10 protein-coding genes are annotated in these 13,202 nt (G+C 53.0%); 5 read left to right on the top strand and 5 right to left on the bottom strand.

Translation table 11 applies throughout. The features are described 5' to 3' along the window. Positions 1-98 precede the first annotated feature (98 nt). Positions 99-2,951 (top strand): two-component system sensor histidine kinase RcsC, encoded by a 2,853-nt coding sequence (rcsC, locus tag CTZ24_RS15015; RefSeq protein ID WP_021185049.1) that lies wholly within the window; start codon positions 99-101, stop codon positions 2,949-2,951. 94 nt (positions 2,952-3,045) lie between these two features. On the opposite strand, the gene rcsB is transcribed toward rcsC, so the two are convergent. The 3 genes from rcsB to CTZ24_RS15030 are packed head-to-tail and all read right to left on the bottom strand — an operon-like array spanning position 3,046 to position 7,527. Continuing rightward, positions 3,046-3,696, bottom strand: a complete 651-nt coding sequence (rcsB, locus tag CTZ24_RS15020) for a response regulator transcription factor RcsB (RefSeq protein ID WP_013509853.1) — start codon at positions 3,694-3,696, stop codon at positions 3,046-3,048. A 1-nt stretch (position 3,697) separates the two neighbouring features. Next, positions 3,698-6,349: a phosphotransferase RcsD gene (rcsD, locus tag CTZ24_RS15025; RefSeq protein WP_208725565.1), complete on the bottom strand. Its 2,652-nt coding sequence runs from the start codon at positions 6,347-6,349 to the stop codon at positions 3,698-3,700. Between the two features lie 23 nt (positions 6,350-6,372). Continuing rightward, complete coding sequence (locus CTZ24_RS15030) at positions 6,373-7,527, bottom strand: MFS transporter (RefSeq protein ID WP_208723930.1); 1,155 nt, start codon at positions 7,525-7,527, stop codon at positions 6,373-6,375. A 1,077-nt stretch (positions 7,528-8,604) separates the two neighbouring features. On the opposite strand from CTZ24_RS15030, the gene ompC reads away from it, so the two are divergent. Further along, the gene (gene ompC, locus CTZ24_RS15035) at positions 8,605-9,714 is read left to right on the top strand and encodes a porin OmpC (protein ID WP_208723931.1); all 1,110 of its coding nucleotides are present in this window, start codon (positions 8,605-8,607) and stop codon (positions 9,712-9,714) included. Between the two features lie 27 nt (positions 9,715-9,741). Here the strand turns inward: ompC and CTZ24_RS15040 are convergent, their stop codons facing one another. Then, positions 9,742-10,305, bottom strand: coding sequence for a TetR/AcrR family transcriptional regulator (locus CTZ24_RS15040; RefSeq protein WP_208723932.1), 564 nt, complete (start codon positions 10,303-10,305; stop codon positions 9,742-9,744). A 91-nt stretch (positions 10,306-10,396) separates the two neighbouring features. Here CTZ24_RS15040 and CTZ24_RS15045 point away from each other — a divergent pair, with 91 nt between their 5' ends. Next, positions 10,397-10,852 (top strand): nuclear transport factor 2 family protein, encoded by a 456-nt coding sequence (locus tag CTZ24_RS15045; protein ID WP_208725566.1) that lies wholly within the window; start codon positions 10,397-10,399, stop codon positions 10,850-10,852. A gap of 6 nt (positions 10,853-10,858) precedes the next feature. Here the strand turns inward: CTZ24_RS15045 and CTZ24_RS15050 are convergent, their stop codons facing one another. Continuing rightward, the gene (locus CTZ24_RS15050) at positions 10,859-11,014 is read right to left on the bottom strand and encodes a hypothetical protein (RefSeq protein WP_208723933.1); all 156 of its coding nucleotides are present in this window, start codon (positions 11,012-11,014) and stop codon (positions 10,859-10,861) included. Between the two features lie 387 nt (positions 11,015-11,401). Between CTZ24_RS15050 and apbE the strand changes: the two genes are divergently transcribed. Continuing rightward, complete coding sequence (gene apbE, locus CTZ24_RS15060) at positions 11,402-12,442, top strand: FAD:protein FMN transferase ApbE (RefSeq protein ID WP_208723934.1); 1,041 nt, start codon at positions 11,402-11,404, stop codon at positions 12,440-12,442. An 11-nt stretch (positions 12,443-12,453) separates the two neighbouring features. Further along, a complete protein-coding gene (alkB, locus tag CTZ24_RS15065) occupies positions 12,454-13,095 on the top strand; it encodes a DNA oxidative demethylase AlkB (protein WP_021185040.1) in 642 nt (213 codons plus the stop codon). Positions 13,096-13,202 lie beyond the last annotated feature (107 nt).

Here is a 13,202-nt window from a genome sequence, read left to right on the forward strand (position 1 = left end):
TTTTTCAGAGTTTTCGCCACCAAGAGCGCTTTGACTGGCTTTTAAGGGATGATAAAGCTAGTGTTTCGCCATGATTATTACCGTGAGTTGAGCCTGTTTTGAAATATCTCGTCTCGTTTCGCACCACGCTGCGCATTTCGCGCTACCTGTTTCGCGCGCTGGCGCTGTTGCTCTGGTCGCTGGGTGCGCTGCTGACCACTTTTTACATCATCAATGTGCTGCACGAGAAAGAGAACGCGGTTCGTCAGGAATTCGATATCAACTATGGCCAGGCGGAGTGGTATGTGCGCCATTCGGCGGATGTGATGCGTGAACTGAAATACATCACGGAAAATCGCCTGACCAGCAGCGCCAGCGGCCTCGATGTACTTAACGGCATCCCGACCAGTAAAGGTACGTTGCCGCAATTTACCCCGTTATTTTCCGACGGTGATTGCACCTCGATGAGCAGCACCTGGCGCAATTCTCTCGACTCACTCAGTTACTACATCAACTACTGGAAAAGTAACTTTGCTTCGGCCTATGAGCTGAACCGGGTGTTCTTTATCGGCGGAGAAAATCAGTGTCTGGCGGATTTCACCATCGGTAGCAATACGATGGATCGCGAACGCAGCCTGAAGATACTGCGCGAGCGTGTGCTGCACTATCGCAGCAGTAACGAAGACGAACGCCGTAATCCGATGTACTGGATCACCGAAAGCTCGCAGCCCGGCGTTGGCAGCTTCTACATGGTGATGCCGGTCTATGTCGCCAACAAGCTTCAGGCGTTACTCGGGGTGGAACAAAATATCCGGCTCGATGAGTTTATTCAGCCAGGCGGCCTGCCGCTGGTGGCGACCATCACCGATGATAACTACCGCCCGCTGTTGAGCTCGCGTCGCGGGGGACCTGGCTACTCGCTCGACGATCTTCCGGATGACAAAACCTGGTTCGGCTATCTCGACGGCTACCGCCAACTGGTGCTGAAGAAACCGCTGCCGCCTTCTGACCTCAATGTGGTGTGGTCACTCTCCACCGATGTCCTGGTCGATCAGCTAAAACTGATGCTGATTAATGCGCTGTTGCTGAATATTTTCAGCGCACTGCTGCTGTTTACCCTCGCCTGGGTGTTTGAACGCCGGATGTTTTTACCGGCGGAAGACAATGCGCATCGGCTGGAGGAGCATGAGCAGTTCAACCGTAAAATTGTCGCCTCGGCGCCGGTTGGCATCTGTATTTTGCGCACCAGCGACGGCACCAATATCCTGAGTAATGAACTGGCGCATAACTATCTGACATTGCTGACTCAGGAAGATCGACAGCGTCTGAACGAGATCATCGGCGGGCAGCAGGTGAACTTTGTTGACGTGCTGACCGGCAGTAACACCAACCTGCAAATCAGCTTTGTCCATTCACGCTACCGCAACGAAAACGTCGCCATTTGCGTGCTGGTGGATGTCTCAGCGCGTGTGCGCATGGAGCAGTCGTTGCAGGAGATGGCGCAGGCGGCGGAACAGGCCAGTGCATCGAAATCGATGTTCCTTGCCACCGTCAGCCATGAATTACGTACGCCGCTGTACGGCATCATCGGCAACCTTGATCTGTTGCAAACCAAAGCACTGCCGAAGGGGGTTGATTCGCTGGTCACGGCGATGAACAACTCCTCCAGTCTGCTGCTGAAAATTATCAGCGACATTCTCGACTTCTCGAAAATTGAGTCGGAACAGCTGAAAATCGAACCGCGTCCGTTCTCACCGCGTGAAGTGATCAACCATATCGTCGGCAACTACCTCTCGCTGGTGGTTCGCAAGCGGTTGGCGTTGTATGTGTTTATCGAAAACGATGTACCGCTGGCGTTGGAGGGGGATCCGCTACGCCTGCAACAGGTGATCTCCAACCTGTTAAATAACGCCATCAAGTTCACGCATACCGGTTGTATCATCCTGCATGCTTACCAGCACGAAGGGTATCTGGCATTCCGCGTGCGTGATACCGGTGTTGGAATTCCGGCCAAAGAGGTAACACGTTTGTTCGATCCGTTCTTCCAGGTCGGCAGTGGCGTGCAGCGTAACTTCCAGGGGACTGGCCTCGGACTGGCTATCTGCGAAAAATTGATCAACATGATGGACGGCGATATCGAGGTGGATTCCGAGCCAGGCATGGGCAGTCAGTTTGTGGTGCGTATCCCGATCTACGCCGGGCATCAGCCACCGCCACCGTTGCTGGAGGGGCTGGAGGAAAAAGCGATCTGGCTCGATTTGCGTAATGATTACCTCGCCAGCTTCCTGCTGCGACTGCTGCAACAACAGGGGATGCAGGTGGCGCGCTATCAGGGCCGGGCAGGGAGCGATGATGTGATGATCAGCGATCATGATGATGCGCCAGGCCACAGCCTGCGAGCCCGCATTCGCATCAGCGGGGAACATATTGATATGCCGCAGGAAAGCGAGCCGGGATTATGGCTGCACAGTAGCGCCACGCTGCATGAATTGCCGGTGCTGCTGGGACGTATTTATCGCATTGCTATCGACAGCGAAACCTCCGCACCACTGGCGTTGCCGGGGGCTGTGGCGGAACAGGCCAGTTATGAAGACATCATGGTGCTGATTGTCGATGACCATCCTATCAACCGTATGTTGTTGTCAGAACAGCTGGGTACGCTGGGCTATCAGGTGAAAACCGCGCAGGATGGCGTTGATGCATTGAATGTACTGAGCCGTAACCATATCGATATCGTGTTAAGCGATGTGAATATGCCGAATATGGATGGTTATCGTCTGACGCAACGTCTACGTCAGTTGGGACATGCGTTCCCGGTGATTGGCGTCACGGCGAATGCGTTGGCAGAAGAGAAACAGCGTTGTATGGAGGCAGGGATGGATAATTGTCTGTCCAAACCGGTGACGCTGGATGTGTTGAAAACCACGCTGGCGATCTACGCAGAGCGGGTGCGGAAGACGCGGGAAGGCTGACCTTCATTCCCGATGCATAACGGCGCGATAAATCGCGCCGCTACTGGATAGTCTTATCAAGAACACGCGGTGCGTTAGCACCGCCTGCCAGGGATTACTCTTTATCGACCTGCGTGGCGCTGACCGAAGAGAGATAATTCAGCAGCGCGATATCGTTATCCACGCCCAGTTTCATCATCGCCGACTTCTTCTGGCTACTGATGGTTTTGATGCTGCGGTTCAGTTTCTTGGCAATCTCGGTGACCAGGAAGCCTTCAGCAAACAGACGCAAAACTTCGCTCTCTTTAGGTGACAGGCGCTTGTCGCCGTAACCACCCGCGCTGATTTTTTCCAGCAGCTTGGCGACGCTTTCCGGCGTGTACTTCTTGCCTTTTTGCAACGCGGCCAGTGCTTTGGGCAGGTCAGTTGGTGCACCCTGTTTCAGCACAATCCCTTCGATATCGAGATCCAGCACGGCACTCAGGATCGCCGGGTTATTGTTCATGGTCAGAACGATAATCGAGAGATCCGGATAGTGACGTTTGATGTATTTAATCAGGGTGATACCGTCGCCGTACTTCTCGCCAGGCATGGAGAGGTCAGTGATCAGGACATTGGCATCCAGTTTGGACAGGCTGTTAATCAGTGCTGTTGAGTCTTCAAACTCACCTACAACGTTGACCCATTCAATCTGTTCCAGAGATTTACGGATACCAAACAGAACAATTGGATGGTCATCGGCAATAATTACATTCAAGTTATTCATCTTATGGGTTACCTTGCTGCAGCAGTTGATTGACGTAAGTGTCAATGTCACTGGTGGTATTTTTAATGGTTGAATCGTCACATACTTTAATGTGCTGTTCTAACTCTTCACAAAGCTGTTTACCTGGAACCAGATTTAGCATGGCAAACACGCCTTTCAGGCGATGCGCTGTCTGAGCAAGCGAGGGGTAATCCTTCTCCGCCGCCTCAGTATACAGTCTCTTGACATCAGGCGGTACTGTCTCGGTAAACAGCTGAAAATAGCCTCCGCTTAGTAGCGGTGTGGCAGTCTCATCTTCGTTATTCTCCTCCATCAAATCATGGGCCAGTTGCTTCTCGATCAGCGCCAGTAGTGCATCCAACAGCGCATTGCTGAGATTAAAATTGACACGGAACTGCTGATCATTGAGTGCGTGGTGACCCATTTCGTCACCGGCCAGTAACAACGCCCAACCACTCAGTCGGGCCGGATCGTCAGTGACCAGCACATCATGTTCCTGCCCTGACAAGCGTTCGTCAGAGGTCAGGCATTTCGCCCCCCAGTTCTCCAGGTGGCGGCAAACAATTTTGTGCACATCTTCCATCGCGATATCCACCAGCACGCTGACGCCTTCCAGCAGTTTCTCTTCCTGCTCGGTTTGCTGCTCCAGCGCCAGCGGCAGTTGAATATTGTAACGCGTACCAATATCCGGTTTCGCCACAATCTCCAGGGTGCCGCCCATCTGCTTGCACAGCTGTTTACACAGGAAGAAGGCCATCCCCGATGCCTGACCAAAGCGGTCCTGGGTGGTATCGCCAAGGAACGGGAAATCGACATTGGACAACTCATCGACGGTCAGTCCCGAGCCGGTGTCCACCAGTTGCAGCAGGATACGGTCTGCTTTGCCTTCGTTGGCTTTGATCTCCAGCGAGATCTTGCCCCATTGCGTGGTGGTCAATGAGTAATGCATCAGGGTGGTCAGCACTTTTCGCAGTGCCCGACGATCGCCGAAGCGCATTTCATCATTGGCGAGGTGATTATTCACGACCAACGCCAGTCCTTTACGGCGCAGCAGCGGCAGACTCTCCAGCGCGATCTCATCTAACAATTCTTGCAGGTTAAAACGGCTGGCATCCGGTGACCAGTCATGTGCCTCCAGACGATTAAGCAGCACGATGTCATCAACCAGACGTGCCAGACCCTGACTTTCGTCGAGCAGGTCAAGCACGCTTTCATCATCGTCACGCTGGCTGAGTTGCACCAGTTGCATCACCATACTTTCCAGTGGGCGATGTAGCGCATGGCCGAGGTTATGCATCAACTGCTGGCGCATCTGGTGGTTACGATCCAGTACCTGCTGGGCTTTTTGCAGCTTTTTGTTCACCAGCAGTTCGCGATCCTGATCGCGCATCATAAACAGTTGGGTATGTGGCGACAGTACGCTACGGGCATGGCGGATCTCATACACTTCGTTATTGATCGTGGCCTGTAACACACCCTGATGCTGATCTGACATATTGATGATTTTTTGCAGATTCAGATGCGGCAGCAGATGTTCGGCGATTTTGTTGCTGAGGAGAGTGCGGTTAGTCGCGAAGTCATACACCAGCAGTCCGACCGGCAGACTGGCGACAATCTCCTCATTCAACATGCGCAGCGAGTCCAGCTCAGCGCTTTGGTTCTCATTCGGGCGCAGTGACTGCTGGCGCAGCAGGGTGATCCCCGCAATCGACAGCAGGAACAGCACCAAATTGATCAGCAGCGGCCACAGCAGATTACGCAGGGTATCCAGCGCCAGACTGGTGAGCGGCACACGATAAACCAGCTGCAATGAGGTGCTGGGCAGCGAAGCGGCAATCTCCAGATTCGGGTTTACCAACGAAACATGCGTACTTTCGCTGGATTCGTCATCGGTGCTGCTGGTCTGAGTCGCGTCCTGACGCAACTGGAAATTCTCCAGCGGCATGCTGCGTGGAATAAGATCATTCACCGGTAAATCAAAAGCCACGACCGTCGCTAAATGGCCCGGCTGATTAAAGGTGGTGCGCAGAGTGAAGTAATGATCGTTCTGCCAGGCGAAATGCCGCAGGGGCGAAAAGCTTTCGCGCTCATCCAGCGCATTGGCCTGTTGCAGCATCTCAGCACGGCGACTGTCCACCAGGGAATTGATGGCGCTTTCTTTATACCGTGTCGCCATGTCTTTCAGCGGCAGGGTAGAGATCATGATCAGACTATTATCCTGACCATTGAGGAAATACATCGACCAGGTTGGATTCTCTGCGCCCCACAGGGTGTCGAGGTAGTTGGACATGCGCATGGTCATGTCCAGCGTGCTGCTGTCGTGAGAACCAAAAATCAGCGCTTCGGTTTTACGGCGCGTTTTTTCCAGATAATAGACATCCGGGCGCAGACGGGTTTCCTGCAAACTGCTGTTCGGCGCAGAGCCAGCCGCACTGGTCGCAAGGTTTTCATAGATCTGCCAGGTGGCGAAGCGATAGGCATCGATGCGTTTCTGCATGGCGCGGGCCAGATCGGTCATGGCGTAGCGTTTTTCTGTCACCCAGGCGTTGACGCTGTTGTGGACCATTGCGCCCAGCGCCAGAAAAAGCACCAGGTTGAACACCACAAAAAAGCGGGTCACATTGCCGGATGTCAGAGGGAATTTGTAAGGCAGCATAGCGTCTCAGGCACCTGAAATTATCGCGCAACCAGTCGGGCACTGGCAGCCACGGCCAGCAGCAGCAGGGCGATAAGCAGAAATGCGCCGCTCAGGCTGATCCACTGGGATATCAATCCGATCAAAGCCGGACCTGAAAGAATACCTGCATAGCCTAAGGTTGTCATGGCGGAAATCGCCAGATTTGACGGCATATCGTGTTGATTTCCTGCCGCATTGAACAACATTGGCACCGTATTGGCGAGGCCGAAGCCGACCAACAGAAATGCCAGCAGCGCCATTAACGGCCAGGGGATCAACACGGCAAGCGTCATCCCTGCGGCGGCAGCCAGCGCACCGCCCAGCATCACCGGGTAACGACCACAACGCTGAATAATCTTATCGCCAGTGAAACGCCCCAGCGTCATGGCGACAGAAAACACCGCGTAACCCAATCCGGCCAGGCTGGGTGTCATCTCCGGGCTTTGTAACAACAGCAACGCACCCCAGTCGAGAACTGCCCCTTCCGCCAGAAACAGGATAAAGCACAGCAAGCCGAGAAACGCCACCCAGCCGCGCGGACGTACCAGCCAGGGTTGATCGGGTTGATGCAGGCGGGTGGTCATCATGCCGGGTTGACTGCGCAGCAACAACAACACCATCACCAGCATCACCACACCAACGGCAGCCAGCGGCGACAAACTTGCGCTCATCAGCAGACTCACCGTCCCGGCCCCCAGAATGCCTCCCAGGCTAAAGAAGGCGTGGAAGCCGGACATCATCGGACGGCGCGCAGCCTTTTCGACCTCAACCGCCTGATAGTTCATTGCCACGTCCAGCGTACCTAACCCGGCACCAAACAGCATCAACGTCAGCGCCATCAATAAAGTGTGGTGGGAGGTTGCCAGCAGCGGCAACATCGCCAGCACCAGCGCGGTGGAGCACAGCATCACCCGTTTACAGCCGAAACGAGCCACCAGTTTGCCGGTGACCGGCATGGCAGCCAGAGAACCAATACCCAGGCACAGCAATAACGCGCCCAGCATACTGCCGGATAAATGCAGGCGGTCGCGGGCGAACGGCACCAGAGGAGCCCAGGCTGACATGCCAAGACCATTGATCAGGAAGACGGTGCGGGTTGACCAGTGCAGATGGCGTGCGTCTTGTGGCTGTTGTGCGGCGTCCAGTGCTGTCATGAGGTTATTATCTTTCTCTATATAAAAAGGGCGATTTTAGCATCAACTCGCCGCAACAGCAGGTGCTGCGCGGGTTTAAAGACCCGTACCGTGCCATCGAAAATCAGGATTAGGAGGGCATTTTACCGACTTTTACGACGCTGCATTTTTTTTCCAGAACTTTCCTGGAGTCGGGGAAGCGAGTTGATTGAACTTAACTCAAATTATCCAACGTAGATTCAAAAGGTTAGCTGAAAAAGGGCAGGGTGGTCAGAAAGGAATTTGTGATATCTGTCACGAGTTGATGAGAAACTTGCCTGAGCGCTGCCCTGTTGCTGACCGGGAAATAATGGCTTAAGTCCTGGTCGTGATATGGCGAGTTTATTTTGGCACTGATTATCTGTGACGCCGAAGCTACTATAAATAAAAACGGCTATAAACCAATCATTAGGGGTTGGTTTAACTCGCTGAATAAATTCGAAGAAGTAATCTGTAGACGTTAATATTGCAGTCCGCAAATAATTCCAATTAACTTTGTTACGAGCGGAAATTAACATTCCGCTTTTTTATTTTATTATTAAACAAAATGTGCGGAATTAAGCAATTAATGTGATCTCAGGATTGCCTTAATTGTACCCAGTCAACTAAGTTTACGGAAAATGACAAATTGAAGTGAAATTCGGATAAAAAAATGCCGGACAATCATGTCCGGCGGGAATTTAGGGTAAACATCTCATTCGGGGTGAATGAAGGTAATAATGAAATAAATGATGATAGCGGGGGTAATTGTATTCTCTGATGGCTGAAAAGTTTTATCATTCAGTGCTGAAAGGTGGTGTTGTTCATTTTATTGATTTTAAAGGATAAAAAATCGGTTTATCAATACGTGCTATATTTTTTACCGATGCGTGCTGATTATTAGTTCCCCTATATTTACATTTAGAAATATCTATTTAATACAATGAAACACTTTTGGAAATTTAGTATCATTTTCATGATAGATTATTGCCCGGTATAAAATAACAATGGATTGCCGGCTGATTTTTATTCGCTCAGCTCGCAGTGGCATAAATAAGGCACATTACAGAGGGTAATAAAATGAAACTTCGTGTTCTCTCCCTGATGATTCCTGCGCTTCTGGTAGCAGGCGCTGCAAATGCAGCGGAAATTTACAATAAAGATGGCAACAAATTAGACCTCTACGGCAAAGTTGACGGTTTGCACTATTTCTCCGACAACGACAGCAGTGACGGTGACCAGTCTTACTTGCGCTTCGGTTTTAAAGGTGAAACTCAGATCACCGACCAACTGACCGGTTATGGTCAGTGGGAGTACCAGGCTGCGCTGAACACCGCTGAGTCACAAGGCACCGCTAACAGCTTTACCCGTGTTGGTTTTGCTGGTCTGAAATTTGGCGACGCCGGTTCATTCGACTATGGTCGTAACTACGGCGTGCTGTATGACATCGGTTCATGGACCGACGTCCTGCCAGAGTTTGGTGGTGACACCTACGGTGCGGACAACTTTATGTTCCAGCGTAGCAACGGCCTGGCGACCTACCGCAACAGCAACTTCTTCGGCCTGGTTGATGGCTGGAACTTTGCTGTGCAGTATCAGGGCAAAAACGATAACCCGACTGAATCTTCATCTGGCCGTGATGTACTGGGTGAGAACGGTGACGGTTACGGTCTGAGCACCACCTATGATATCGGTGCTGGCTTCGGTGTTGGTGCTGCGATGATGTCGTCTGACCGTACCAACAACCAGAACGGCGGTTCTGCGGGTATCCTCGGTCGTGGCGATCGTGCTGATGCCTACACCGGTGGTCTGAAATATGACGCCAACAACATCTATCTGGCGGCAATGTACACCCGTTCCTATAATGCGACCCGCTTCGGTTCCAGCGATGCCTCAGCTTATGGCTACGCCAACAAAGCGGATAACTGGGAATTGGTTGCACAGTACCAGTTCGACTTCGGTCTGCGTCCGTCTCTGGCCTTCGTCTCCTCTCGTGGTAAAGACATCGAAGGTTATGGCAGCCAGAACCTGAAAAAATATATCGACGTAGGCGCGACCTACTACTTCAACAAAAACATGTCCACCTATGTTGACTACCAGATCAACCTGTTGGACGACAACAACTTCACCCAGGCTGCCGGTATCAACACCGACGACATCGTAGCACTGGGCCTGGTTTACCAGTTCTAAGAAGTGTTGTGGAGCGTGGCCTCGTGGTCACGCTCCGGTTTTTAGCAGTGTACTCAATGCCGCGCGTAATATCCCGATCGTATCCAGTACAGCTTCACCCAGTTGCACCTGCACAATCGCGCCTTCCACCAGCAACACAATCTGACCGATCTTATCACGCTGTTCAGCGCTAAGTTTCTGCCCGATCGCTGCCGCCATCTCTCTTTTATGGCCAATAATCAGAACATTGGCTTCTGGCAGGCTATCTCCTAATTCGGCTGCGCTGTTGATAAAGGCACAGCCACGGAAATCCGCTTCATTAAACCAACTAAGCAGGGTGTCGGGCAGGGCGTCCACCAATTCTGACTGCTGCGCCAGCGCTGTGCTAAAAGCGCTCATCCAACGTTGATGGCGCTGTTGCAGGAACGCCAGAATCAGCGCGTTTTTGGCTGGAAAGTGGCGGTAAAAAGTCACTTTGGTAACGCCTGCTTCAGCAATCACCTTATCAATGCCAGTGGCGCGGATGCCCTGCTGATAAAACAGACGTTGGGCGGTGTTGAGAATGCGATCGCGGGCGGAGGCCTGCGGATCGAAGATCAGGGATGCGAGCATAATGTCACCGATAAAATGGGGTAGACAGAATTGTCTACATACGGCAGGATGAATCAAGTAGACAGATCTGTCTACATACAAGGAGACGATGATGCTGATTCCCCCGTTTAATGAACAGAGCGCCATGCAAAAAGTCCGCATGGCAGAGGATGCCTGGAACAGTCGCGACGCGCAGCGAGTCGCACAGGTTTACAGTGAAGACACGCGCTGGCGCAATCGCAGCGAATGTGTCAATGGCCGATCCGAAGTGGTGGCGTTTTTACAACGCAAGTGGGCTAACGAGCTGGAGTATCGACTGATTAAAGAGTTATGGGCCTGGCATCATGACCGGCTGGCGGTGCGGTTTGCCTATGAATGGCGTGATGATAGCGGCAACTGGTTCCGCAGCTTTGGCAATGAGAACTGGCACTTTGGCGCAGATGGACTGATGATCACGCGCTACGCTTGCATCAACGATTTGCCGATTGCTGAATCTCAGCGTCTGTTCCACTGGCCATTGGGGCGACGCCCGGACCATCATCCGGGCCTGAGTGAATTGGGGTTGTAGCGGCGTTTATGGCATGGCACGCCATTTTTTGGCTTTGGGTGCCTGCTGTAATTGAGGCTGAGTCGGGGGCAGACTGCCTTCCAGTGCTACTCCCGCCAGCGTGAATGCTGAGAAGCTCAGCCACTGTTGCCATTTATCCTGTGGTGTTTTTGCCTTTTCCATTTTACTGCCTCGCTGATATTCAACTCAGCGTCAACGATGCAGAATTCGTGCCACAGCACCGCTCTCAGCGCCACGCGCGCCATTCTGGCTTTGCTACACTGCGCCAGCGCTGAAGCGGTGCAACGCGGGTCTTTCTGGTGCAAAAATTTAACGCCCGCGCAGATGACGGTGGCGATAGTGTTGCCAGCATTTCAGGCTGCTGTAGAAAAACAGGCCAGCGGCCACGACAAGGATTGCATAGATCATCTGACGCTCCGGTCTTCGCGGTTGTGCAGGAACGGGTTATCCTGCGGTAGCCTGTCACCGACTTCAAGCGACTTTAGCCTGATTTACAAGCGAGTTATGCTTTGAAATAGACATTATTAAAGCGTTACAGATGAGGATTAGATGCGTTTTAAGAATATTCTGCTGACCTGTCTGGTTGTGGTCGGGGTAAGCGGTTGCGACCAAAGCGCCAGCCGGGCAAGCCTGGTACTGGAAGGTAAAACTATGGGTACCGTATGGCGTGTCAGTGTTGCCGGTGTGGATGAACAACGTAAAGCAGCACTTCAGCAAGCGATACAGCAGCAGCTTGACCATGATGATGGTGAACTCTCCACCTGGAAAGCGGATTCGGTGTTGTCGCGCTTCAATCAGTATCAGGGCACAGATCCACAGCCGGTCAGTGCCGATATGGCGGATATTGTGACGGAGGCCTTGCGTATTGGACAAAAAACCGCAGGTGCTATGGATATCACCGTCGGACCACTGGTGAATTTGTGGGGGTTTGGTCCGACAAAGCAACCGGCGCATACCCCGTCAGACGCTGCAATCGCAGCAGCGAAGGCGCTCACGGGTTTGCAACATCTGCGTGTGATTCAGGCGGTTAACGGCCAGTGGCTGCAAAAAGATCTGCCGGGTTTGTATGTTGACCTGTCCACTATGGGCGAGGGTTACGCTACCGATCATCTGGCGCGCCTGGTGGAGCAGCAAGGGATCACCGATTATCTGGTATCGGTAGGCGGCGCGGTGCTGAGTCGGGGTCACAATGCACAAAACCAGCCGTGGCGGGTGGCGATCCAGAAACCCACCGATCGTGAAAATGCGGTGGAGGCGCGGGTCGATTTACAAGGCCACGGTATCAGCACCTCCGGCAGTTATCGCAACTATTATGAACTGGATGGTAAACGTATTTCTCATGTTATCGATCCCAGTACCGGTCGACCGATTGAGCATAAACTGGTGTCGGCAACGGTGATTGCCACCACTGCGTTGGAGGCCGATGGCTGGGATACCGGCTTGATGGTGCTGGGCACTGAACGCGCGAAAGCGCTGGCGCTGAAGGAGCACCTGGCGGTGTATCTGATCACCAAACAGGGCGACGGTTTTACTCACTGGATGTCGCCCCAATTTAAATCCTTCCTGATTTCCGTGGATGACCACCCATAACGGAGGCGCAGATGCTGGATCTGTTTAGTGAAGAAGCGCCGTGGCAGGAGCCGCTGGCAGAAGGGGCGGTGATTCTGCGTCGCCGCGCGCGTGATCAGGCGGATGCGCTGCTGGCGGAAATATATGCTATCGCCGCGCAGAATCCGTTTGCCCATCGTATTACCCCCGGTGGACACCGTATGTCGGTGGCGATGACCAATTGCGGTGATTTAGGTTGGTCAAGCGACTCGCGTGGTTATCAATATACCGAGCAGGACAACCATAGCGGTCATAAATGGCCGCCGATGCCCTCCCTGTTCCGCGAGCTGGCACAACAGACGGCGCAGGAGGCGGGATTCAGTGGTTTCAATCCTGATGCTTGCCTGATCAACCGTTATGAACCGGGGGCAAAACTGACGTTGCATCAGGATAAAGATGAGAAGGATTTGCGACAGCCGATCGTGTCCGTGTCGCTCGGGTTGCCTGCCGTTTTCCAGTTCGGTGGTTTTGAGCGCGGCGATGCCACGCAACGCGTACTGCTGGAGCATGGCGATATCGTGGTGTGGGGCGGTCCGTCGCGCCTGCGTTATCACGGCATCCTGCCGCTCAAGCCCGGCGTTCATCCGCAGGCGGGCGCCTTCCGCTACAACCTCACATTCCGCCGTGCGCATTAATTCGTAGTGGCGCGATTTATCGCGCTACTACGGACCTGGCAGAGGCTAGGGTGGGTTGAGAATTATTCTTGCTATCATTTGACGCCCCATTAAACTGCTAGCTGCTT

Source organism: Pantoea phytobeneficialis, from assembly GCF_009728735.1.
Taxonomy (GTDB): domain Bacteria; phylum Pseudomonadota; class Gammaproteobacteria; order Enterobacterales; family Enterobacteriaceae; genus Pantoea; species Pantoea phytobeneficialis.

Excerpts from the sequence above, each read along its gene's own strand:
- rcsB (WP_013509853.1), bottom strand. The coding sequence starts at position 3,696 with ATGAATAACTTGAATGTAATTATTGCCGATGACCATCCAATTGTTCTG.
- CTZ24_RS15030 (WP_208723930.1), bottom strand. The coding sequence starts at position 7,527 with ATGACAGCACTGGACGCCGCACAACAGCCACAAGACGCACGCCATCTG.
- ompC (WP_208723931.1), top strand. The coding sequence starts at position 8,605 with ATGAAACTTCGTGTTCTCTCCCTGATGATTCCTGCGCTTCTGGTAGCA.
- CTZ24_RS15040 (WP_208723932.1), bottom strand. The coding sequence starts at position 10,305 with ATGCTCGCATCCCTGATCTTCGATCCGCAGGCCTCCGCCCGCGATCGC.
- CTZ24_RS15045 (WP_208725566.1), top strand. The coding sequence starts at position 10,397 with ATGCTGATTCCCCCGTTTAATGAACAGAGCGCCATGCAAAAAGTCCGC.
- CTZ24_RS15050 (WP_208723933.1), bottom strand. The coding sequence starts at position 11,014 with ATGGAAAAGGCAAAAACACCACAGGATAAATGGCAACAGTGGCTGAGC.
- apbE (WP_208723934.1), top strand. The coding sequence starts at position 11,402 with ATGCGTTTTAAGAATATTCTGCTGACCTGTCTGGTTGTGGTCGGGGTA.
- alkB (WP_021185040.1), top strand. The coding sequence starts at position 12,454 with ATGCTGGATCTGTTTAGTGAAGAAGCGCCGTGGCAGGAGCCGCTGGCA.